General features: G+C 66.1%; 20 protein-coding genes. 16 read left to right on the top strand and 4 right to left on the bottom strand.

Annotated features, from left to right (window positions below; genetic code table 11):
- The 16 genes from Q0672_RS14265 to Q0672_RS14190 all read left to right on the top strand — a co-directional run.
- Positions 1-407 (top strand): hypothetical protein (locus Q0672_RS14265; protein ID WP_298623146.1); only part of this gene is annotated, 407 nt, incomplete at its 5' end.
- A gap of 94 nt (positions 408-501) precedes the next feature.
- On the top strand, positions 502-1,488 hold the full coding sequence (locus Q0672_RS14260) for a hypothetical protein (RefSeq protein WP_298623145.1): 987 nt from the start codon (positions 502-504) through the stop codon (positions 1,486-1,488).
- 28 nt (positions 1,489-1,516) lie between these two features.
- Positions 1,517-2,479 (top strand): hypothetical protein, encoded by a 963-nt coding sequence (locus Q0672_RS14255; protein ID WP_298623143.1) that lies wholly within the window; start codon positions 1,517-1,519, stop codon positions 2,477-2,479.
- Between the two features lie 12 nt (positions 2,480-2,491).
- Positions 2,492-2,785 (top strand): hypothetical protein, encoded by a 294-nt coding sequence (locus tag Q0672_RS14250; protein ID WP_298623141.1) that lies wholly within the window; start codon positions 2,492-2,494, stop codon positions 2,783-2,785.
- Positions 2,786-2,797: 12 nt separating this feature from the next.
- Entirely contained in the window at positions 2,798-3,166 is a 369-nt protein-coding gene (locus Q0672_RS14245; protein ID WP_298623139.1) for a DUF2190 domain-containing protein, read from the top strand.
- Positions 3,167-3,168: 2 nt separating this feature from the next.
- The gene (locus Q0672_RS14240) at positions 3,169-3,678 is read left to right on the top strand and encodes a phage protein Gp36 family protein (RefSeq protein ID WP_298623138.1); all 510 of its coding nucleotides are present in this window, start codon (positions 3,169-3,171) and stop codon (positions 3,676-3,678) included.
- Positions 3,678-4,121 (top strand): hypothetical protein, encoded by a 444-nt coding sequence (locus tag Q0672_RS14235; protein WP_298623136.1) that lies wholly within the window; start codon positions 3,678-3,680, stop codon positions 4,119-4,121. Before Q0672_RS14240 ends, Q0672_RS14235 begins: the two co-directional genes overlap by 1 nt.
- A 15-nt stretch (positions 4,122-4,136) precedes the next feature.
- Positions 4,137-4,898 (top strand): hypothetical protein, encoded by a 762-nt coding sequence (locus tag Q0672_RS14230; protein WP_298623134.1) that lies wholly within the window; start codon positions 4,137-4,139, stop codon positions 4,896-4,898.
- A gap of 54 nt (positions 4,899-4,952) precedes the next feature.
- Positions 4,953-8,654: a tape measure protein gene (locus tag Q0672_RS14225; RefSeq protein WP_298623132.1), complete on the top strand. Its 3,702-nt coding sequence runs from the start codon at positions 4,953-4,955 to the stop codon at positions 8,652-8,654.
- Entirely contained in the window at positions 8,651-9,061 is a 411-nt protein-coding gene (locus Q0672_RS14220; protein ID WP_298623130.1) for a hypothetical protein, read from the top strand. Before Q0672_RS14225 ends, Q0672_RS14220 begins: the two co-directional genes overlap by 4 nt.
- Position 9,062: 1 nt before the next feature.
- Positions 9,063-12,629, top strand: coding sequence for a hypothetical protein (locus tag Q0672_RS14215; RefSeq protein WP_298623128.1), 3,567 nt, complete (start codon positions 9,063-9,065; stop codon positions 12,627-12,629).
- A 2-nt stretch (positions 12,630-12,631) separates the two neighbouring features.
- Positions 12,632-14,218: a hypothetical protein gene (locus Q0672_RS14210; RefSeq protein ID WP_298623126.1), complete on the top strand. Its 1,587-nt coding sequence runs from the start codon at positions 12,632-12,634 to the stop codon at positions 14,216-14,218.
- On the top strand, positions 14,211-14,435 hold the full coding sequence (locus tag Q0672_RS14205) for a hypothetical protein (protein WP_298623124.1): 225 nt from the start codon (positions 14,211-14,213) through the stop codon (positions 14,433-14,435). Before Q0672_RS14210 ends, Q0672_RS14205 begins: the two co-directional genes overlap by 8 nt.
- A 265-nt stretch (positions 14,436-14,700) precedes the next feature.
- Positions 14,701-15,495 carry a DNA adenine methylase gene (locus Q0672_RS14200; RefSeq protein WP_298623122.1) on the top strand — a complete coding sequence of 265 codons (795 nt, stop codon included), beginning with the start codon at positions 14,701-14,703 and terminating at the stop codon, positions 15,493-15,495.
- A gap of 31 nt (positions 15,496-15,526) precedes the next feature.
- Positions 15,527-16,729 (top strand): tetratricopeptide repeat protein, encoded by a 1,203-nt coding sequence (locus Q0672_RS14195; RefSeq protein WP_298623120.1) that lies wholly within the window; start codon positions 15,527-15,529, stop codon positions 16,727-16,729.
- Positions 16,726-18,174 carry a TIGR04222 domain-containing membrane protein gene (locus tag Q0672_RS14190; RefSeq protein WP_298623118.1) on the top strand — a complete coding sequence of 483 codons (1,449 nt, stop codon included), beginning with the start codon at positions 16,726-16,728 and terminating at the stop codon, positions 18,172-18,174. The genes Q0672_RS14195 and Q0672_RS14190 overlap by 4 nt, the downstream gene beginning before the upstream one ends.
- A 5-nt stretch (positions 18,175-18,179) precedes the next feature.
- Here Q0672_RS14190 and Q0672_RS14185 read toward each other — a convergent pair whose 3' ends face one another.
- The 4 genes from Q0672_RS14185 to Q0672_RS14170 all read right to left on the bottom strand — a co-directional run.
- On the bottom strand, positions 18,180-18,602 hold the full coding sequence (locus Q0672_RS14185; protein ID WP_298623116.1) for a thioesterase family protein: 423 nt from the start codon (positions 18,600-18,602) through the stop codon (positions 18,180-18,182).
- 97 nt (positions 18,603-18,699) lie between these two features.
- A complete protein-coding gene (locus tag Q0672_RS14180; protein ID WP_298623113.1) occupies positions 18,700-20,262 on the bottom strand; it encodes an acyl CoA:acetate/3-ketoacid CoA transferase in 1,563 nt (520 codons plus the stop codon).
- Between the two features lie 10 nt (positions 20,263-20,272).
- Entirely contained in the window at positions 20,273-21,040 is a 768-nt protein-coding gene (locus Q0672_RS14175; RefSeq protein WP_298623111.1) for a 3-hydroxyacyl-CoA dehydrogenase, read from the bottom strand.
- A 370-nt stretch (positions 21,041-21,410) separates the two neighbouring features.
- A partial coding sequence (locus Q0672_RS14170) for a thiolase family protein (protein WP_298623109.1) occupies positions 21,411-21,907 on the bottom strand: 497 nt, incomplete at its 5' end.

Raw genomic sequence — 21,907 nt, 5'->3', positions numbered from 1 at the left:
TCGTCGGCGCCCTGGTGGTCGGGGTGTCGGGCCTCGGCGTGCTGGGCAGCGCCGTTCCCGGCACGGGCGATGCCGGCGCCTCGATCCTCTACAACGATCTGGTGCTGCCAGCCGATGCCGGCAAGGAGGTGCGGGCGCTGATCACCTCGGCACCGTCCTCCGGCACGCTGTTCGTCTATGAGGATGGCGCCCTGGAGTACACCGGCGCCAGCACCACCTTCCTGTATCAGCTCTACGTCGACGGTGTCGCCGTCGGTGCCCCGCAGACGGTGACGCTCAACCTCGGCGGCGCCGAGGTGAAGGTCTGGACCGGCTCGGCAAGCATCGCCGCAGAGCCGAAGGCCTACGTCGGCGGCGGGTGGGTTCCGGTGACGATCAAAGTCTGGGACGGAGGGGCCTGGGTGTGACGGATATTCAGACGCTTCAAACGCGCCTCACCGCCCTCAATAATTGATCCCGCTCATTTAGCCCACGATCCCCGCCCGCGCGAGGATTGTGGGCATGAGCACGCCTGAACTCCCCGCACAAATCGAAATCTTTCGCCCCGGCGTCCTGATCGACGACGCCGGCGTCGAGCGGACTTTCACCGCCGACGACATCAAGTCGATGGCCGAAGGCTACGACCCGGCTTTGCGCGAGGCGCCGCTGTGCATCGGCCACCCGGCCGGTGACATGCCCGCCTATGGATGGGTGCAGCGCCTGGCCGTCAATGACGCCGGCCGCCTGACCATGGACCCGCACCAGGTCGAGCCCCAGTTCGCCGAGATGGTCGGCGCCGGCCGCTACAAGAAGCGCAGCGCTGCCTTTTACCCTCCGCAACACCCTTCCAATCCGAAGCCCGGCACCTGGTATCTGCGCCACGTCGCCTTCCTCGGCGCACAGCCGCCGGCGGTTTCCGGGCTCAGAGACATCCAGTTCGCCGAAGCAGACCAGGGTTGCGTCTGCTTTTCCGAGTGCGATCCGCAGCAACCTACCCACACCACTCAGGAGTTATCCATGGACGAAAAGGAACGCCTCGCGAAAGCCGAGGCGGCAGCCGCTGCCGAGAAGGAAGCCCGTGAAAAGGCCGAGAAGGAAGCCGCTGCTGCGAAAGCCGCGCTGGCGCAGTTTGCCGAACAGCAGCGCAAGGACCGCCACGCCGGCTTCGTGCAGTTCGCCGAAGGCCAGATGAAGGTCGGTGTGCTGACCAAGCCGGAAGCCGCTGCACTGCCCGAGGTGCTCGCCGCCTTGGCTGACGCCGCGCCGGTCGAGTTCTCCGAGGCCGGTTCGACCAAGAAAGTCAGCCCGGTGAAGTGGCTGCAGGACTTCGTCTCCACCCGAGCGGCCGCCGTGCAGTTCGGTGAGTTCGAGCCCGGCGCCGGTGATGGCTCGTCGAGCGTCAAGGGCTTGTCGGACGAAGAGATCAACAAGCGCGCACTCGCCTACGCGAAACAGCACAACGTTCAGTACGCCGAGGCCGTCGCCCAGGTCTGCTCGTTCACCGGCTGACGCCACCCAACAGTAAGGACCACATCACATGACCATGACGCTTGCCGAAATCCGGCTCAAGCAGAACCCGATCCTGACCAATCTGCTGCTCGGCATGGGTCAGGGCACCTTCATCGCGGAAAAGCTGTTCCCGCGTCTGCCGCAAGCGCTCTCCAGCGTGATGCTTGCGCAGATCGGCGATGAGCGTTTCCGCAAGTACAACCTTCGCCGTGCGCCCGGCACTGCCACCAAGCGCGTCGACATCAAGTATGACGGCAAGACCTACACCGTCGACCAGTACGCCGTCGAGGTGCCGATCCCCCGCGAGATGATCCGCGAGGCCGACGAATCGCGCCGCCTCAACGTTGGCAACTACCTGGACATCTCGCGTATTGCGATGGTGACCGCCAATGACATCCTTGCCCTCGACTATGAGATCGAGGTGGCCGCCCTGGCGACCACTCCGTCCACCTACGCGGCCGGCAATGTCTTCACCCTGGCAGGCCCCACCAAGTGGAGCAGCGCCGATGGCACTCCGGTGGATGACATCGAAAACGCACATAACGTGATCCGCAAGAAGATCGGCAAGCGCGCCAACAAGCTGACGCTGTCTGCCGACGCCTTTGTCGCGCTCAAGGGCAACTTGCAGGTGCGTTCCTACCTGCCGGATACCCAGCTCGGTGCGCCGACCCTCGATCAGCTCAAGAACATCCTCAACGTCGAAGAGATCGTGGTCGGCGATGCGGTGTGGAAGGACGAGACCGACACGGGTCTCGACGTGTGGGGCAACAACGCGATCCTGGCGTATGTGCCGCGCATGGCGGGTGCTGGCGCTGACATCTCGCTGGCGGAGCCCGCCTTCGGCTTCACCAACGTGCTCGAGGGCCATCCGTTCGCCGAGACGCCTTATTTCGAGAACGGCACCAAGAGCTGGATCTACGGCGCGACCTACGAGCGCCGTCCGAACGTGGCGTACAACACCGCCGCCGTTCTCTTTCAGAACCCGAAGTAAGGACCACCCACCATGACCTACATCTGCAAGACGGTCGTCATCGTGCATATCGACGGCAAGCGCAAGGAAATCGCCCCGGGGCGCCCGTTGCCCGAGGGCGTTGACGATGACGCGCTGGACGACTTGATCCGTCTGGAGGCAATCGAGCAGGAGATGGTGCCGGTAGCTGACCTTCGTCAGCCGCCGTCCCCGGAACCCGAACCGGCTCCGAAAGCTGAACCGTCCCCGGAACCCGAACCGGCTCCGGAAGCTGAACCGGCCAACCCCGCCGCAACCAAGCCCGCCCGCAAGGCTAAGGGCGAATAACAGGAGATCCCCATGGGACGTCAACATCAAAAGGACGATGCCGTCACCGTCGTGCTCGCCGCACCGGTGCAGGTTAACCGGTTCATCTCCCACTCTGGCCGGCATGCCACCTCCGCCGGCGGGCCGCTGGATTCGCTCGGGGTGTCGGAGTACGGCGGTGGTATCGGCGACGCGATCAGCGTGGTGACCGAATTCAGTTACCTGGTCGAAGCGGCGGGCGTGATCAATGAGCACGACTTCGTTCGCCCTGCTGCCGATGGCTCTGGCCGGGCAGAAGTCGGCACGGCCACCGACCACTGCGGCCGCGTGATGCAGGGCAGTAGCGCAAGTTCCGCCGGCCAGCTCGTCGAGGTCCGCATTCTCCCGCATCGCCACGTCTGATCATGGACTACGCAACCCTCGACGACCTCGTCCGCGTTTCGGTATCTGGCTGGCCCGAACTGGCTCAGCGTGCAACCCGCGACGCCCGCATCACGGCGCCGATGCTGCGCACTGTGGCGACGGGTGGCGACACCGCCGGCTTTCCGGCCGACCTGGTCGCCATCGCGGCCGAGGGCGTCGAGGTGTTGCGGGACCAGATCGCAGCGGCCAGCCGTCACGCGGATACATTCTTGGCAAACCGCTATCCGGGCGGCCTGACCGCCGAGCAGCTTGCCGCGTCGGACCTGTCCACGGTCGTGGCCACCATCGCCTGGCGCCGGATGTTCGGCCCGTCGGTCGATGAGACGGTACTGAAGGCCACCAAGTGGGCGGACGACTACCTGCGCGACGTGGCCAACGGCGTTGTCAGTCTCGGCGCCGCGGCAGCATCTGGACCGGATGAAAGCGGTGAGGTGCTGTACCACTTCAGCCGGCGCACGGTGACCGACGACGACATCGCGGGGTTCGCGTGATGGACGACTTCCTTGCTCTCGGCCCGCTGATCAAGTCTCGGCTGCGAGAGCTGCTGCCGCCCGAGGTGTTCATCCTCGACGCCCAGGATCTGGCCGGCGTGATGGAGTCACAGCAACCGGCCAGCGCCGTCCATGTGCTCTACGGCGGTCATGCCACGAAGCCCGCCAATGCAGCGTGGGAAGACGTGGAACAGATCTGGCACACCGTCATCGTTGTTCGCAATGTAGCCGGTCTGCCGGGTGTCGCGCCCGGTAACCAGGACGCCGGCCCGTTGATGATGCAGGTCATCAAGGCCCTGCGGCCGTGGGTGCCCGGTATTGACGCCGCCGGCTCCCTGCACCTCGCCAACCCGCTACGCACTGCCTTCAAGGCCGGCTTCGGCTATTACCCCCTCGCCTGGAAAACCACCCTGCGCGTGCCGGTCCGGCCGGCACGTACCTAAATTGGAGTTACCGCAATGACCCAGAACGCCCAGCTCTTCGCCGGCGACATCTACGTGAGCTTTGAAGTGTCGGACGGCGTGTTTGGCCCGGCCACCCGCATCCGTACTGATCTGCTGTCGATCACCACGCCCAGCGACAAGAAGCAGAAGATCAGCAAGGGCCGTGACGACTACGGCCAGGCCCACGCCAGTGCCATTCTTCCCAAGCCGACCGAATTCGCGATCACCTTCACCGAAATGACCCGTGCGCTGCTCGCTGTGCAGCTCTCGGGCAAGATCGACGCGATCACCAGCGCGGGCGGCACCTTCACGGATGTACCGATCACCGCAGCCCTGGACGCCTGGGTGAACATCGGCCGCAAGGACATCGCCGAAGCCGGCTTCGTGGTCAAGAACTCCGCCGGTACGGTCACCTACGACGAAGGCGTCCACTACGAAGTCAATCGTCGGCTCGGCAAGCTGCGCGCGATTCCGCTCGCATCCGGCGGCATCGCCGATGCCGCGGTGCTCCACCTTACCGGGTCCAGCGCGGCGACCACCGGCACCCGGATTACCGGCGCAACCAAGTTCCGGCACGTGCTCAAGATCGAAGGCGACGTCGTCAATCTGCTCACCGACAAAGACAGCGAACTGTTCGCCGGCCGTGCCGTGGTGACCAGCGACCAAGCGTTTGACTTCCTGCAGTCCGACATCGCTGATCTGAAGCTCAAGGGCACCCTGGAAGTGCCCACCGGCGGTGGTGCGCCCTTTACGGTTGAAGAACGCACCGTCGCTTAATCGCGGACCGATCCACCCAGCCGGCCGCGCGCCGGCTTTTTTTCCGCCCTCACTATGGCCACATCCATCCGCGCTCAGGTACTCATCGACGGAGATCCGAAAGGGCTGCGCACCGCGCTCGCCGAATCGGAGGCCGATCTGCTCAAGCTCGACCAGGCCGGCAAGAAGGTCGATATCCTGGCCACCGCCATCCAGAACGCCAAGGATGCGCGTGCCGAATTCACCCGCACGCGCGACGCGGCGCAGCTCCTCGACGAGCAGCTCGCGCTGGCGAAAGGCGCCGGCGCCGGAAAGGAGGCGATCAAGCTCCTGCAGGCCGAGCTGAAGGACGCCAACCGTGAGCTGGCCACCGCCGAGAAGGCTTGGGACAAGAGCCGTGAGAAGCTTGATCTTGCACGCAGTGCGGCCGCGGCGGCAGGTGTTGATACCCGCAACCTGGCCAACGAGCAGGCCCGGCTGAAGACTGAGACCGAGGCCGCGGCCGAGGCCGTCAAACGCAATGCGCAGGCCATCGATGACGCCCGCCGGGTTGCCACTGAAAAGCTGGCTGCCGACCGTGCAGCCGCCGCGGAAGAGCAACGCCTGGCGCAGATCGTCGAGGCGAACATCCAGCGCCAGAAGATGGCCGCACAGGAGCTCCTCGAGGCGGAGCGCCGCGCCGCCCAGGAAGCCCAGACGGCAGCGAACAAAATCGCTGCTGGCCAGCGTGAAGCCGCTCAAGCTGCCGAGGCGCTGAACGCCGCCTTCCGTCAGCTCGGCGTGCGGCCGCTGGTCGAGATCGTCGCCGAAACCAACCGCCTTCAGGACGCCCTGGCCAGGGTGCGCGCGACCGGCATCTCCGGCCCGGAGCAGCAGCAGGCCATCGCGGCATTCCAGACCAAGCTGGCCGCTCTGCGTGCTGAAGCCAACGGCCTGCCCGCCGCCACCGCCGCCGCTGCAAACGGCGTGCAGAACCTGGGCACCGCCAGCGAGCAGGCCGGCAGCCTGATCGGCGGCGCCGCCCGTCAGATGGCCGCACTGGCCACCGCGGCTGTCGGTCTGCAGTCGATCACCGGCGCGGCCAAGGACGTGATCGCCACTGGCGCCGCGTTCGAAACTCTCGAAGGCCGCCTGAAGTCCCTGCTCGGTTCCAGCGACAAGGCGAAAGACGTTTTCGCGCAGATCAAGGATCTGGCGAAGACCACGCCGTTCGAGGTTCAGGGGCTGACCGAGGCCTACGTCAAGCTGACCGCGTTCGGCCTGCAGCCGTCCATGCAGCAGATGCGGGCCATCACCGACACCGCCGCGACGCTGGGCGGCGGCACCGAGGCGCTGCAGCGCGTGACGCTCGCCCTCGGCCAGGCCTGGACGAAGAGCAAGCTGCAGGGCGACGAGATCCTCCAGCTCGCCGAAGCGGGCGTACCGGTGTGGGATCTGCTCGCCAAGGCGACCGGAAAGAACACCGCCGAGCTGCAAAAGATGAGCGAGGCGGGCACCCTCGGCCGCGACGTGATCCTGAAGCTGATCGACGCCCTTGGCACCGAGAACATGGGCGCCTCGGCGGCGCTCATGGAGACCTTCAATGGTGCGGTGTCGAACGCCAAGGACGCCCTCTCTGAGTTCTACGCGCTGATCGCACAGTCGGGCGTGCTCGAGTACCTGACCGGGCAGCTGCAGGCGGTGCTGGCTGAATTCGACCGGATGAAGGCGAACGGCGAGCTGAAGGCCGAGGCGAAGGCGATTGCGGACACATTCGTTAAGCTGGCTGAGGGCGTAAAAGCAGCCGTTCAGGCGGTGTCCGCCATGTCAGGAGTCATCAAGGTAGGCGTCGAAGCCTACATTGCATGGCGCGTGGGTGCGCTTGCGGCTATCCCAGCACTTGCTGGCGTCTCCAGCGCAGCTTCCGCTGCCGCGCTCAGTGCCCGGTCGATGGGGGCTGCATCCGCGGCCGCCGTTGTTGAGGCTCGGTCGCTTGGCGCTGTGTCGGGCGCTGCAGCGTCGGGCGTCACTCTTCTGAGTAACGCACTGAGGCTGGTCAAGGGCTTCGCTCTGGTGGGACTGGTCACCGAGGTCGCGAGCTTCGGCATGGAGATCATCAGCGCCAGCGAGAAGATCGAAAAGGCTGACCGGCTGATGAAGCAGTTCGCAAAGCCTGTCCCACTGAACGGCCCGGCGAAGGACTTCGAGCTTGTCGAGACGAAGGCAGCGCTGGCGCGTGTGAAAACTGAGGAGCTGGCCAAGGCCTTCTACCTCGCCCAGGAGGCTGGGAAGGGTGCAGGCGAGGCGATCAAGGCCGCACTGGAGGGCGCGAAATTTGATGCACCAGAGGGTATCGCCGACACGATCCGGGGGCTGGTGCAGATTCAGGGCTCGGCGCGCGCTACCGGGGAGGAAATTCGCACCGGGCTGGTGGATCGCCTCAAGAACCTGCCAGCTCGCGAACTGGAGGAGTTCGGCATCCTCGCCGACATGGCATTTAAGCGCGGAAAGCTCTCGGCGCAGGATTTAGAGTTTGCCCTCGGTTCGCGTCTCGACGCGGCAATGCTCAAGCTCGGCGTGTCGGCATCGACCGCGTCCGACGGCATGACCGGCGCTTTTCGCGAGACCTCCCAGGGTATCGAGATCCTGACCCGCGACCTGCAGGGGCTCAGCGAGCGCGGTGTCGATACCGACCGCGTGTTCATCGACCTGATCACCAAGACCTTGCCGCAGGCATCCGGCCGCAAGGAGTTCGAGTTCTTGAAGGACCAGGTTGAGAAATTCGGCACAGCGGCCGGCCTGGCCCAGTACGACGTGGACAAGCTGCTGACCATGATCCAGCAGAAGGCCGATGGCGCCCGCCCCGGTATCCAGTCGCTGGCCGAAGCGTTCTCGCAGCTCGGCCTGAAGTCGCGAGAGTCACTCAAGCAGGCGGAAACGTCCGCGAAGGAAGCCTTCGACTACATCAAGAACAACGGCGGCACGATCAATGAACAGCGCCAGGCGTGGGAGAAATACGCCGAGGCGGCAAAGGCAGCCCACAACGGGATCATCCCGCCAATGATTGCCGCCCAGGGCGAGCTCTACAAGATTGCGACCGCCGGCCAAGCCGCCGGAAAGGGCGTCGAGTCCGGCATGACCACCGCGAGCCAGGCGATCCAGCGTGTTCGTTCCGACGCAGAGCGGCTTGCCGACCAGATCGACAAGATCAAGAGCGGGCAATTCGGCGATGGCTTCGGTGGCTCGTCGATGAGCAACAAGGGCACGTATGAGGACATGCGCAAGGCCGGTGTGACGCCGGAGCAGATGCGCAATGCCGGGTATTCGTCGCGTGAGATCGAGGACTACATCAACCGGAACGACCAGCAGCAGCCCGGATACGTCAATCGGACCGTAGCTACACAGACCACAGAAAACTATCGGGTTGGTATCCAGCTCGGCCTGACATCCGATCAAGCGAAAGTATTCGCCGAACGTCTCGCCGATGAAACCGAGCGGGCCAATGCCGAAGCGCGCGCGCGGGCTGGTGCAACGCTGGGCCTTAACTTCACTCCTCAGGAATACGCGGACTTACATAAAGGTGCTCAGGACAAAGCCTACGAATACGCCAAGACCCACACGAATGCGCAGACCGTTCAGCAGGCGCAAACCAACGTCCAGGACTTCTTCTCAAGCGGTCGCACGGTGACGGTCAATCTCAACATCAACGGAAAGACCACCCCCGTTCGGGTGGCAAACCAGAGCGCCGCTGACGATCTCGTGCGCGCGCTGCGAGACGCGGAGGCCGCGACGAAATGAGTACCACCCTGACCGACGGCGTCACGACCTGGACGCTCCCGGATGACCTGGTGCGGATCGACGAGCACAGCCACAGCCCGGTTCGCCAAGCGATTACCCCAACCCTGACCGGTGCGCTGTGGATCGACGTTTCGGAGATGCAGGGCGGCGAGCCGATCACCCTGCGAGGCGTCCAGGCGGGGGACTTCTACTTCGGCGAGATTACCCGCTCGCTGTTCGATCAGCTCCGCGCAGCGGCTGACGTACCTGGCCAGATCTACACGCTCACCTGGCGCGGCACCGCATATCAGGTGATCTGGCGCCATGAGGACGCGCCGGCCCTAGATGCCGAGGGCGTCACCGACTACTACGACCCGGCGCCGACCGATCTGGTCATTCCCACGCTCAAGTTCACCCGGATCAACTGACATGACGATCAACCCCTCAGATATCAAGCTACTTAAAAGCGAGCGCATGACCGACGCCGCCGACGCCGGCGGCCGGATGACATCCACAGAAGTGCCGGACGGCGTGGCCGGATCGGTTTTCCCGAAGGTCTCGCGCCTGGACGCGGTATACGGACGGGTGAATCTGCGCAAGGTTTACGCCGCGGTGCTGTCGGCCAATGCCGAGACGTACGGCGGCGGCCATTCGATCATTACCGACCCGCCGGATAACAGCCGTATTGATGTCGTGATGTTCTCCACTGGCTCTCATTCCGACGACCGCTCCGCGGCCCGCGACCGCATCGAGAGCTACGTGGTGGCAGGCCCGCTGGCCCGCGCCCGCCTGTACGGAAACCAGACGATCAATCAGCGTGCGCTGTTGCTTTATCAGCGCCCGGAGGAGCCGCTGCCGGACGTTGGCATGGTGCTATGCCTGTCGGTGGAGGCGCCCGGGTACACGCCCGCTACGCAGTATGTGCGGATCGACGAGGTGACCCATGAGGTCCGCACGTTCACGGATACGGTGGGCGAGTTTTCGCGGCGCGTGCTGTCCATCAAGCTCACCACTGCCTTGGTGCAGACCTTCCCCGGCGCCGAGCCGGTGCGCTTCGCGCAAGACCCGTCGCCCACCAAGGTGCGCGACACCCAGGTGGCCGACTCGTCGCGCTACTACGGCATCAAGCCGCTGGCCGCGCCGGCCGAGCCGGGCGCACTCACGATCAAGCTGCCGTCGCCGTATTCGGCGGTGGTGCCGTCGACCCAGCGCGAGACGCCGGTGAGCATGGTCTCCGTGTCTGGTGCCCAAGCGCTGGTGCAGTCGGGGGCTCCGATCACGATGAACTTCAACGTCTATTTCGGCGGTGGAGCCGTAAAGACGGGCTACTTGCCGATGGGGGTACTGCCGGGGAGCTTTGTTTTTTCTGGCAGCATCAAGGATGACGGTGCTGGCAATATCACCGGACCCTCCGGGACCGTCGGCACCATCGATTACGCAACCGGCGCGGTGACGATGAACTACATGCCTGGGTCCGGCACGGGCATCTCCGGCGGCACGGTCACCTTCATACCGGCGGTGCAGGTATCGACTCAGTCCCACACCCTGGGCGTGCCGATCACGCTCGCCACCCGCGGCCTCGTCTATACCCAGACGCTCAACCCGCTGCCCGGTGTTGGCTCCCTGTTCGTGGATTACCGTGCTATGGGACGCTGGTATCGCCTGCGCGACAACGGCAAGGGCGAGTTGGTCGGCGCCAGCTCTGGCGAGGGCACCGGTTCGGTGTCGTACAGCTCGGGTGCAGCGCTGGTAACCCTGGGCGCGCTGCCCGACATCGACAGCGAAGTGATCTTCAGCTGGGCATCCTCGATCCACTTCAATCGCCGCGCCGGCGCCACTGCAGACGCTACGCTCCGCGGATGGCAGCTCCGCATCCCCCTGGCGAATACGCCGGTGAAGCCGGGTACCGTGACGGTTCGTTGGCGCGCCTACTCGTCGGACCCGGAAAAGACGTTCACGGACCCGACCGGGACCGGCACGCTCACGCCAAGCAACGGTGGCGCGACGCCCGGAAAGATTGATTACGCAACTGGGCAGATCGTTCTCTATTTCGGGGAGAACGAGAACCAGGGCGGCATCTTCCCGGGCACCGACACGATGGTGACCATCGAGTATCAGCAGGAGGTTCCTACGGGCGCGCAGCCCCTCATCACCTCTGACTCCGTCACCGTGACCACCCCGTCGTCGTTCAATTGTGCGCGGACATCGATCACCCCGAAGAGCTTTCGCCTGGCGATCCCTGTCGATGTGTATGTGGGTGGTGATACCAGTGCCCCGGTGCGCCTGACCGTTACCGCAGTGGACAACGGTGCTGGGAAGCTTATGACGCTGGGCGGTGAGGCTGGCTCAGGCTGGTCTGAAAAGGCCTGGTGGGTGGCGGGCATTGAATGCGGCACGCTGGATTACGCGACCGGAGCCGTCACGCTGACGGCAATACCGATCCACACGTACACCTACGAATACATCGGCGCTGTGATCTGGCGGACTTTGCTCGCGTCGGCTCCCCCTGTGGTCGGCGACTACGTCGTGACATCGAAGCTCGGCGCATCGACGACCGTCGCAAAGACCGAGACCCTTGCCGTCTCCGATCTCGGCCTGACCCTCGACCTGACCAATACCACCGCCGAGCGCGTGGTTCCGGGCTCCGTCTACCTGGACTTCTTTGCCGACAAGTACATCGATCGCAACGGCTCCCTCTACCGCGCTGTCCAGGCATCCGACGGATCAGCGTCGCTGGCCGGCAGCATCGACTACGACACGGGCCGCGTGACGGTCCGTGCCGCCACGTACGGCAACATGGGACGGATCAGCGGCACTCCGATTGCGTGCTGCGTGACCACCTATGGCGAATTCACGGTGGCAGAGATCAGCTTTCGCACGGCCGGCTCACCGCTGCGGCCTGCTTCGCTGTACGTCCAGGCCGTCGGTATCGACGGCACGCTCTGCTCCGGCACTGCCGACGCCAACGGCGTGATCGCCGGCGCTCACACCCGCGGCACGGTCAAGGCACTCACGGGCGTGGTCCACGTGGAGTTTGGCGACACCGTCGGCGGCGTCTGGACGCCCCGCGCCGTGTTCCCATCGACGCTGCGCTACTCGACGGTCGTGCTCTCCAACCTGCCGCGCGACGCGGCGATCCTCGGCCTCGACCCCGTGCGCTTGCCGGCCGATGGCCGCGTGCCCGAGTTTCGCCCCGGCGACGTGGCGGTGATCCACAACACCCAGTCCGTGACCATCCCAGCACCGGCCGCTGGCGGCACCTTCAGCGCCGGCCGAACCGGCTGCAGCATGATGGAGATCCGCGACGCGGACGGGCAGCGCCTGCCGGCCGCCATGTACTCGGTGGATCTGGACGCCGGCACCGGGGTGTTTCTGCCCGCGCTCAACCTCGCCGGCCATCCGACGCCCCTGGCGCTCCGCCACCGCGTTGAAGACATGTCGACCGTGACGGACGTGCAGATCAGCGGGGAGGTGTCCCTCGATACGCCCTTGTCCCGCGCCTACGCACTGCCCGGCACTTACGTCTCGTCGGCGCTGCTTGCCGGCGACATCTCGGCGGCCGTTACCCACGTGTTCGACCAGGTGAGCTGGACAGGCGTCTGGTCCGACTCGCAGATCGGCGGCGATGCCCCAGGCCAGTTCAATGATCTGCTCTTCCCGATCCAGGTGCTCAATAGCGGGGCCATCAAGGAGCGCTGGCGCGCTCAAGTCACAAGCACCGCACCGCTCACCGTGGCCATCTACGGCGAGAGTCTCGGTCTGGTCGGCACCTACAACGCTACCGGCACCATCGCACCGGTCAACCCGCTGACAGGCCAGATCATGTTCGCGATCCAGCCCGGGGCCTGGGGCGCTGGCGGCTGGTCCATCGGAAACATCATCCGCTGGAACACCTCCGCAGCCGTGTACCCGATCTGGCTCCTCCGGGCGATCCTCGCCGGCGCGGCCCTCACGGGCGATTCGTTCGATATGTCCAACCGGGGCGACGTGGATTAACGATGCCACGCATCTCCAGGGAAGCGTCCGCCAGCTGGAAGGCCAGCCGTGCCGATGACGCCGAGCGGCATCATCGCTGGCCGACGCCCATCGCGCCGGACCCGGCGCCTGTCATCCCTTGGGGCACGTCCCTCCGTGGGGACGATCAACACGCTGCGCCCTGGGCCAAGGCCCACCCGGCCGACCCCGAGCCGATTCTCCCTTGGGGCACCCGCACCCCCAGCAACACTGACGACGCCCGGGCGCCCTGGGTAATCGCCCGGCGCTCCGATCTGGCCCGCCAGATCGACGCCTTCTCGGCGCCAGCGCTGGCCCTCGAGGCCGACGCCTGGGCACCCTGGGGCAGGTTTCACCAAGCAGACGCCCTGCAGCGTGTTTGCGGCGTCGACGTCGCATCCGTGCCCGCAGACATGGCTTTCGACGCGTTCTGGCGCGCGGCTCTGCAGGGCGACGTACTCACCTGGATACCCTGGGCCAAGGGCCGCCGAGTTGAGGGTGGGGTCATCGTCATCATTGATCCGCCTGATCCCGAAACCCCGGTCGACGGCGCGATCATCATCCCGGTTAGAAAGGCCTACATCGTGATCAACTCTGCTTCCATTCGGCGCGTCTCCAACAATCTGCCGCTTCCGGCCAGCGCGCTGTCGGTGTCCATTGATTTCCAGTCGGCCCACTGGTCGTGGAGCGCCACTATGCCGCTGTCCGCCCTAAGTAACCTGGAGCGCGACCAGCCCGGCGTGCCCGTTGAACTTGAGGCGACGATCAATGGCACGGTTTGGCGCCTGGCTGTAGAGCGAAAGGACGAGGACGAACGCTTCGGCGGCGGCGTGCTGAGCGTGGGTGGCCGCGGCATCGCCGCCGAGCTGTCCGATCCGGTCTATCCCATCGTGCAACACGACAACGTGGCCAACGCGGCGAACGCCCGCCAGCTCGCCGAGCAGGCGCTGTCCTTCAATGGTGTCTCGCTCGGCTGGTCGCTGGACTGGCAGGCCGCAGACTGGCTGATCCCCGCCGGCGCCTGGCTGTTCTCCGGCACGCCCATGGCCGCGGTGGCCAGGCTCGCCGAGGCCGCCGGCGCCTATGTGCAGTCGGCCCCCGACACCCGTACCCTGCGCGTGCTGCCCCGCTACCCGGTCAAGCCCTGGGAATGGGGCTCCGCGGCCGCTGGCGCTGTGCTGCCGGCCGAAGCCACCCTGGTGCGTGGCGCCAGCCACCAGGACAAGCCCGGATACAACCTGGTCGTGGTGAGAGGCGAGGCGGGCGGCATCGAGGGCCGCGTCAAGCGCGCCGGAACCGCAGGAGACCGCCCGGCGCCGATGATCGTTGATCCCTTGGCCACCCATGTGGACGCGATCACCGGCCGCGGTATCGCGGTGCTAGGCGACACCGGTCCCCAGGTAATCACACGGCTGGAAACCGGCGTGCTGACCGCTGGGGGCGTGATCCCGGTGGGAACCCTGCTCAGTTTCACCCGCGGTGCTTCGTCACAGATGGGCCTGGTGCGCGGCCTGTCGGTGTCGGCCACTGCTGCGCGCGGCAAGTCTCCCACGGTGGTCCGTCAGACTGTGGAGGTCGAGTTCCATGGCTAACGTCTTCCAGGCCCTGCTGGACCTGCTCCCGAAAACTCCACTGCTGGTCGGAACGGTCGTCGCGGCCGATGGTGAGGCGCTCCGAATCCAGCTCCCTGATGGCACCATGGCCAGCGCCAGGGGCACCTACAGCGTCGGCGCCGTGGTGTCTTTCCGTCGCGACGGCGCCGTGGAAGGCACCGCCGTGCTGCTGCCGGTGGTCGACATCGATATTTGAGACAGGACGCCGGCGGCGAGTGTTGCAGCACCCACCGCCGGCACCTCCCGCAGACACAACCTGCGTTCAGCCAAGGCCCTGCGCTGTGCACACAGCGGGCCGAAGGCTACAGACGCAAAGGTTTTAACGTGAAGGAAATACGTTGCGCAGGATGTAATAGAAAGCTCGCGGAAGGCACCTACGTCGAGCTCATCGTGAAGTGCACCCAGGTGCAAACACATCAACCATCTGAAGGCCATGAGCCTCTCTCCTCGAGGAGTCGAACATGGCAGAACCCATCATCCCGTGGATGGGCGGCAAGCGCCGCCTTGCGGACAAGCTGATCCCCCTGTTTCCACCCCATGAGTGCTACGTCGAGCTGTTTGCCGGCGGCGCAGCGCTCTTCTTCCTCAAACCCCATCCGTCGAAGGTCGAAGTCCTCAACGACATCAACGGCGAGCTGGTGAACCTCTACCGGGTGGTACAGCACCACCTCGAAGAGTTCGTCAGGCAGTTCAAATGGGCGATCACCAGCCGACAGGTATTCAAGTGGATGCAGGATGCACCGCTGGAGCCCATGACGGACATCCAGCGCGCCGCTCGCTTCTACTACCTGCAGCAGCATGCCTTTGGCGGTCGTGTCTCCGGCCAGACCTTCGGAACTGCGACGACCGGTCCGGCGATCAACCTGTGCCGCATCGAAGAGACCCTCAGCGCTGCCCATCTCCGGCTCTCAGGCGTCTATGTGGAGCATCTGGCGTGGCATGAGTGCATGGCCCGCTACGACCGCCCGCACACCTTCCATTACGCCGACCCTCCGTATTGGGACACAGAGGGCTATGGCGTGGCCTTCGAATGGAGCGAGTACGAGCGCCTGGCCGAGATGATGGCCACGTGTAAGGGCAAGGTGATGTTCTCGATCAACGACCACCCGGACATCCGGGCGCTCTTCGGTCGATTCCAGCTTCACGACCTCGAGATCAAGTACAGCGTCGGCAACCAGGGGCAGGGTGCGCCAAAGACCAGCAGGGAGTTGGTCATCACAAACTGGGACGCAAGCCTAGAAGGAGGGTTGTTCTAATCTATTTCAGCGGGCGGAAATTTGTTCCCTCGTGCGAAAATCCGCCCGCCCTCATTTATCTCGCGTCGTCGCCGGCATTTATCGCGGCGCGCTTTACCTGCTGCAACGCCTCGCCTGGCTCGCCCCCGCGCCCATCCCCACCACCCTGCTGGACGTACCCATCCCCGGTGAAGAGGCCGACCTGCGCGACGCCCTGGTGGAACTGGAAGCTCTCTCCCTCGCCCGGTTTTCGGACAACGGCGGAAGCTTCACGGTCCACCGACTGGTACAGGCAGTCACCCAGCAGGATCAAGCCACCGACCCCGACCACGCCCGGCTGGCGGAGGCACTGCAGTGGGTGAACGATGCCTTTGCTGGAGACGCACAAGACGTACGCGACTGGCCGGCCCTGGAGCCCCTTGCCGCTCACGCCGCGAGGGTGGCGGGACATGGGGCGGATAGGCACCTTACCGCCCCGTGCGCACGGCTACTCAACCAGGTTGGCGTGCTTCTCAATAGCAAAGCGCAGTACGCAGAAGCCGAACCTTTGATGCGTCGAGCACTGGACATCGTAGAGGCAACCTCTGGCTCCAAACATCACGTAGTTGCCATCAGCCTCAACAACCTCGCCACACTGCTGTGTAGCACCAACCGCGCCGTCGAGGCAGAGCCCCTGATGCGCCGTGCGTGTGCCATCGATGAATTCAATTTCGGCCCTGAACATCCCTCGGTCGCCCTCCACCTACACAATCTGGCGGCGCTGCTTAAGGCCACCAACCGCCTCCGCGATGCAGAACCTTTGATGCGCCGGGCACTGAAGATCCTCGAAACTCACTTTGGTTCCGATCACGAACACATCGCGCCTTGTCTCAATAATTTGGCCCAGCTTCTTCAGGAGACAAACCGCCTTGCAGAGGCTGAACCGCTGATGCTCCGCACACTAGCTATCGACGTAGCCAGTTTTGGTCGGGACCATCCCAGCGTCGCCCGCGATCTGAACAACCTCGCCCGACTACTACACGCCACCGACCGCCCCACCGAAGCAGAACCGTTACTCCACCGCGCGCTGATAATCTGCTTAAAGAGCCTCGGCCCCATCCACCCGAACAGCCAACTCGTCACCTGCAACTACATCTCCCTCCTCCAAGCCCTCGGCCACACCGAAGCCGAAATCACAGAATCCCTCCGCACCCTCCTCGACTGCCCCACCCCGTCACACGCCTGCAACATCACCCGGCCAGGATTTCCGGCATGAGCGATAACAACAATAACAACATGGCTTATGACTCTCCTGCCGCCCGCGATCTGTGGCTGCGGCTTCAGCAGTGGTCGCCGGATCATCCCGGCGCCGCCCTTTCCCTCTCCCGACGGCTCCAGCTCGAAAACGGCTGGACGGCCGACTTCACCCGGCGAGCCATCGACGAATACCGGCGCTTCGCGTATCTGGCGATGGTGGCCGGGCACACCGTCACTCCGTCGGACGAGGTGGATCAGGTGTGGCACGCCCACCTGCTGTACAGCCGCGATTACTGGGACGACTTCTGCCCACAGGTGCTCGGCCGGCTGCTGCATCACCAGCCCAGCGACGGCGGGCCGGACGAGGCGGCGCGCTACAGCCAGCTTTACCGGCTCACCCTGGCGAGCTACGAGCGGGTCTTCGGCGATGTGCCGCCCCAGGATCTGTGGCCGGCGCCGGCGCTGCGCTTCGGCGGGCGCTTCCAGCGGGCCAACCTGCGCACCCACCGCGTGCTGCCCCACCTCGACCTGCCCGGCCGCCTGCGCCCGCTGCTGACCCGGGCCCGGGGCGCGGCGGTGGCGCTGGCGGCGGCGATGGGCCTCTCGGGCTGCGCCCGCTTCGTGGATTCGTCGCTGCCCGGCAGCCCGGGGCCGGGCACCTTCCTGGTCGTGTATCTGCTGATGATCGCGGCCGGCGTGGCGCTGGCCGCGGGGCTGCGACGCGCCCTCACCGGCAGCGCCAGGCCCGGCGATGCACGCTTCCGCCGGCTCGACCTCTATGCCCTGGCCTACCTGGCCGGCCGCCGACGACGGGTGCTGGAGACGGCCGCCGGCCGGCTGCACCAGCAGGGCTGCATCGCCTTCCCGGAGGGCAACCGACGCTGGCAAGCCGTCCAGCCGCCCCCGGCCGACGCCCACCCGATCGAGCAGAGCCTCTTCAACCACGTGATGTCCGGCAAGACCATCCACGCCCGGCGCCTGAGCCCCGACCTGAACGCGGCGATCGCCGACCTGCACCGGACACTCCAGGCCGAAGGGCTGATCCCCAGCCGCCTGCCCGGGCGGCTGGCCGCCCTCGGCGGCGCGGCAACGCTGGCCGGGGTGGCGATAGTGGGCGGCTTGCGGTGGTGGCACGGGATGATCCAGGGCAAGCCGGTGCTCTTCGTCGCGCTGCTCACGCTGGTGGCGGGTGGGATCGCGCTGTACCTGCTCAGGCCGCCCCGGCTCACCGGCGCGGGCCGTCACGCCCTGCGGCAGACCCGCCTGCGGGTGCCACGGAGCAAGCCGATCGGGCAGCTCGACCCGATGCTGATGACCGTGCTGGCCCTCTTCGGGCTGGGTGCGCTGGCCGACAACGCACTGGCCGACCTGAAGGCCGCCCTCCAGCCGCCCAATTCGTCGTCGGGAGGGGATGGGGGCGACGGCGGAGACGGCGGAGGCTGTGGCGGCGGCTGCGGCGGCTGACGCCCTCACTCGCCGCACAGCGCCCGGATGTCGGCCGGCACGCCCACCGCCCGGATGCGCGGCGGATCAACCGACTCCCGCACCGCAAACACCCGCACCTCGCGCCCTTCGGCCAGCACCGTGTCGCCGCGCCGGGCCACATGGCGCATCACGAAGCTCCTGCCGCCCCCGCTGTCCACCCAGCTCTCGATCTCGATGTCCTCGCCGTAGGTGGCGGGACTCCGGAAGCTCGCTTGGGCGTCCACCAGCGGCGTGCCGATGATGCCGGAGTCGCGCTCGGTGTCGCGCCAGCTGGGCACGCCGCAGGCGGTGAAGAACTCGCGGCTGGCGGTGTCGAACCACCGGAAGTAATTGGAAAAATGCACGATCTGCGCCGGGTCGCAATCGACGAAGGCGATCCTGTAGCGGTGGATGTGGTGATAGCCCATGGCGGGCTCCTTTCAAGATTGATGGACGAAAAAAACGGCTGCGGGGGCCTGAGCCACGCAGCCGTGAACGAGCGAAGATCGGAAGGGAAAGACCGCCCTATCGGCCGCCGATCCGCTCGGAGAGATGACCCCATTCGGGCTGGAACAGGCCGGCGTCCATCAGCTGCACGTCGCGCATGATGGGCGGGAAGGCCATGTGCGCCACCACGTCGCGCTGGATGTCGATGCCCGGCGCCACTTCGAGCAGTTCCATGCCCTCGGCGCTGAGCTGGAACACCGCCCGCTCGGTGACGTACAGCACCGTCTGATCGATGCTCGCCGCGTAGTGGCCGCTGAAGGTGATCTGCTCCACCTGCTCGATGAACTTGCGGCTCTTGCCTTCCTTGACGATCTTCAGCCGGCCGCCCTCCACCCCGATCTCCAGCCCGCCAGCGGTGAAGGTGCCGCAGAACACCACCTTCTTGGCGTTCTGGGTGATGTTGATGAAGCCGCCGCAGCCCACCGGGCGCCCGCTGAACTTGCTCACGTTCACATTGCCCTGGCCGTCGGTCTGGGCGAGGCCCAGGAAGGCCACGTCGATGCCGCCGCCGTCGTAAAAATCAAACTGGGCCGGCTGCTCCACCACCGCCTCGGCGTTGGAGGCGTGGCCGAAATCGAAGCCCGCCGCCGGCACGCCGCCGATAGGGCCGGTCTCCAGCGTGAGCGCCATCAGGTGCTCGATCTTCTCTTCCGCCGCCACCGATGCCACGCCCTCGGGCATGCCGATGCCCAGATTCACCACCGCGCCGGGCTTGAGCTCCATCGCCGCGCGCCGGGCGATGATCTTGCGCTCGTCCAGCGGCAGGGGCTGCATCGCGCGGGTGGGCACCTTGATGTCGCCGGCGTACACCGGGTTGAAGTAGGTGTTCATGGTCTGGAGGTGGTATTCCGGCCGGCCGATCACGATGTAATCCACCAGGATGCCGGGGATCTTCACGTCCTTCGGGTGCAGGGTACCGTTCTTGACGATGTGCTCCACCTGAACGATCACGATGCCGCCACTGGCCCGCGCCGCCTGGGCGATGGACAGGGACTCTAGCAGCACACCCTCGCGGGCCATCGACACATTGCCGTTCTCGTCGGCAAACGAGCCGCGCAGCAGCGCCACATCCACCTTCGGGTTGCGGTAGTACAGCCACTCCTCGCCGTCCAGATGCACCACCTCCACCAGATCCTCGGTGGCGGACGCATTCACCTTGCCGCCCTCGATGCGCGGATCGACGAAGGTATCCAGCCCCACCTTGGTCAGAAAGCCCGGCCGCCGCCCGGCGATCTGCTTGGGCAGCTGCACCAGCACGCCTTGCGGCAGGTTGTAGGCCTCGATCTTGTTGTCCATGATGAGGCGCATCAGCTCCGGCCCGCCGACGCCGAAGTGCCCACCGACGATGCGCTTGAGCAGGCCTTCGCGGGCGAAGTGATGCACGCCGCGGTCCTTGCCGTTGCCCACGCCGGTGGCGTGGTAGAGGGTGAGATCCCGCGGGTGGCCGGTGGCCTCGAAGGATTCGCGGATCGCCAGCACCGCCTCTTCGGCAAAGCCGGCGAGGCCCATGCCGGTGCAGTACACCGTGGCGCCGTTCTTCACCAGATGGCCCACGTCGGAGGGCGCAATGATTCGTGCCATCGCCGCCCCCTTACTTGGCCGACAGGCGCACGGCGCCGTCGAGGCGGATCACTTCGCCGTTGATCATCACGTTCTCGACGATGGAACGCACCAGCTGGGCAAACTCGTCCGGCCGGCCCAGGCGCGGCGGGAAGGGCGTCGCCTTGCCGAGCGAGTCCTGCACATCCTGGGGCAACGCGGCCATCATCGGGGTGAGGAACAGCCCCGGCGCGATGGCATTCACGCGGATGCCGGAGCGGGCCAGCTCCCGGGCGATGGGCAGGGTCATGCCCACCACGCCGGCCTTGGACGCCGCGTAGGCCGCCTGGCCCACCTGGCCTTCAAAGGCCGCCACCGAGGCGGTGTTGACGATCACGCCGCGCTCGCCCTCCGCGTTGGGCGTGCCCGTGGCCATCGCTGCCGCCGCCAAGCGCACCATGTTGAAGGCGCCCACCAGGTTGATGGTCACCGTGCGGGCGAAGTTGTCGAGCGGGTGCGGGCCGTCCTTGCCCAGCACCTTCCAGGCCGGGCCAACGCCGGCGCAGTTGATGAGGCCGTGGAGCGCGCCAAAGCGGCTCACCGCCAGATCGACCGCGGCCTTGCCGTCGGCTTCGCTGGTGATGTCGGTCTTGATGAAGGCGACGCGGTCGCCAAGCTGGGCGGCGAGGGTCTCGCCCTTGTCCACGCCCACGTCGGCGATCACGACCTTCGCGCCGCCGGCGTGGAGGTTGCGGACGGTGGCTTCGCCGAGGCCTGACGCGCCGCCGGTGACGATGAAAACGGAATCCTGAATGTGCATGTGCTTGTCTCCTTCCTTGGGCCGGCTTCTTGCCGGCGTTTTGATCTTGTTGTTGGGGGCAAAGGTTTTCGCCCGTCACGTTGAATATCGAGTCGTTGGCCGGGAGTTCGCCCCGGCGGGCGACCGACTTTCTTGCTTCGCCAAGAAAGTCGGCAAAGAAGGCGACCCGGCTTCACCGGTCGGCCTGCGGCCGACTGCCCTGCGCTGCTCACGCTAGCCGGCCGGCGCCGCAAACTCGCCCTTCGGGCTCAAACAGCGACGCCGGACTACCCCGGCTAGCGCTGCGCTGCTCGGCGGTTCAGACGGGCTCTGGATTGGCACCGAGCCTTTGCTGAACCGACGCAAGCGACTTGCGCTCGGGTTGCTGCGGTCAGGCCCGCTCCACCAGAATCGCCATCCCCTGACCGCCGCCGACGCAGGCCGAGGCGATGCCGAACTGCTGGTCGTCCAGCTGGAGCTGGCGCGACACCGTGTGGGTGAGGCGCATGCCCGATGCGCCCAGCGGGTGGCCGATGGCGATGGCGCCGCCGCGGGTGTTGGCGCGGTCGCGGTCGAGGCCCAGTTCGCGTTCGCAGCCCAGGTACTGGGCGCCGAAGGCTTCGTTGATCTCGACGCGGCCCACGTCGCCGAGGGTGAGGCCGGCCTTGGCGAGCACGGCACGGATCGCCGGGGCGGGGCCGATGCCCATGATCTCGGGCGGTACGCCGGCCGCCGCGCCGCCGACGATGCGGGCGAGGGGCTTGAGGCCGTGGGCCCGCACGTAGTCGCCGGAGGCCACCAGCACGGCAGCGGCGCCATCGACGATGGCCGAGCTGTTGCCGCCGGTCTGCACGCCCTTGAAGGCGGGCTTGAGCTTCTGCAGGGTTT

Source organism: uncultured Zoogloea sp., assembly GCF_937894855.1.
In the GTDB taxonomy this organism is placed as follows: domain Bacteria; phylum Pseudomonadota; class Gammaproteobacteria; order Burkholderiales; family Rhodocyclaceae; genus Zoogloea; species Zoogloea oryzae.
Note: the sequence above shows the minus strand (reverse complement) of the source record. Positions and strands in the feature narration are given on the sequence as shown.

Excerpts from the sequence above, each read along its gene's own strand:
- Q0672_RS14260 (WP_298623145.1), top strand. The coding sequence starts at position 502 with ATGAGCACGCCTGAACTCCCCGCACAAATCGAAATCTTTCGCCCCGGC.
- Q0672_RS14255 (WP_298623143.1), top strand. The coding sequence starts at position 1,517 with ATGACCATGACGCTTGCCGAAATCCGGCTCAAGCAGAACCCGATCCTG.
- Q0672_RS14250 (WP_298623141.1), top strand. The coding sequence starts at position 2,492 with ATGACCTACATCTGCAAGACGGTCGTCATCGTGCATATCGACGGCAAG.
- Q0672_RS14245 (WP_298623139.1), top strand. The coding sequence starts at position 2,798 with ATGGGACGTCAACATCAAAAGGACGATGCCGTCACCGTCGTGCTCGCC.
- Q0672_RS14240 (WP_298623138.1), top strand. The coding sequence starts at position 3,169 with ATGGACTACGCAACCCTCGACGACCTCGTCCGCGTTTCGGTATCTGGC.
- Q0672_RS14235 (WP_298623136.1), top strand. The coding sequence starts at position 3,678 with ATGGACGACTTCCTTGCTCTCGGCCCGCTGATCAAGTCTCGGCTGCGA.
- Q0672_RS14230 (WP_298623134.1), top strand. The coding sequence starts at position 4,137 with ATGACCCAGAACGCCCAGCTCTTCGCCGGCGACATCTACGTGAGCTTT.
- Q0672_RS14225 (WP_298623132.1), top strand. The coding sequence starts at position 4,953 with ATGGCCACATCCATCCGCGCTCAGGTACTCATCGACGGAGATCCGAAA.
- Q0672_RS14220 (WP_298623130.1), top strand. The coding sequence starts at position 8,651 with ATGAGTACCACCCTGACCGACGGCGTCACGACCTGGACGCTCCCGGAT.
- Q0672_RS14215 (WP_298623128.1), top strand. The coding sequence starts at position 9,063 with ATGACGATCAACCCCTCAGATATCAAGCTACTTAAAAGCGAGCGCATG.
- Q0672_RS14210 (WP_298623126.1), top strand. The coding sequence starts at position 12,632 with ATGCCACGCATCTCCAGGGAAGCGTCCGCCAGCTGGAAGGCCAGCCGT.
- Q0672_RS14205 (WP_298623124.1), top strand. The coding sequence starts at position 14,211 with ATGGCTAACGTCTTCCAGGCCCTGCTGGACCTGCTCCCGAAAACTCCA.
- Q0672_RS14200 (WP_298623122.1), top strand. The coding sequence starts at position 14,701 with ATGGCAGAACCCATCATCCCGTGGATGGGCGGCAAGCGCCGCCTTGCG.
- Q0672_RS14190 (WP_298623118.1), top strand. The coding sequence starts at position 16,726 with ATGAGCGATAACAACAATAACAACATGGCTTATGACTCTCCTGCCGCC.
- Q0672_RS14185 (WP_298623116.1), bottom strand. The coding sequence starts at position 18,602 with ATGGGCTATCACCACATCCACCGCTACAGGATCGCCTTCGTCGATTGC.
- Q0672_RS14180 (WP_298623113.1), bottom strand. The coding sequence starts at position 20,262 with ATGGCACGAATCATTGCGCCCTCCGACGTGGGCCATCTGGTGAAGAAC.
- Q0672_RS14175 (WP_298623111.1), bottom strand. The coding sequence starts at position 21,040 with ATGCACATTCAGGATTCCGTTTTCATCGTCACCGGCGGCGCGTCAGGC.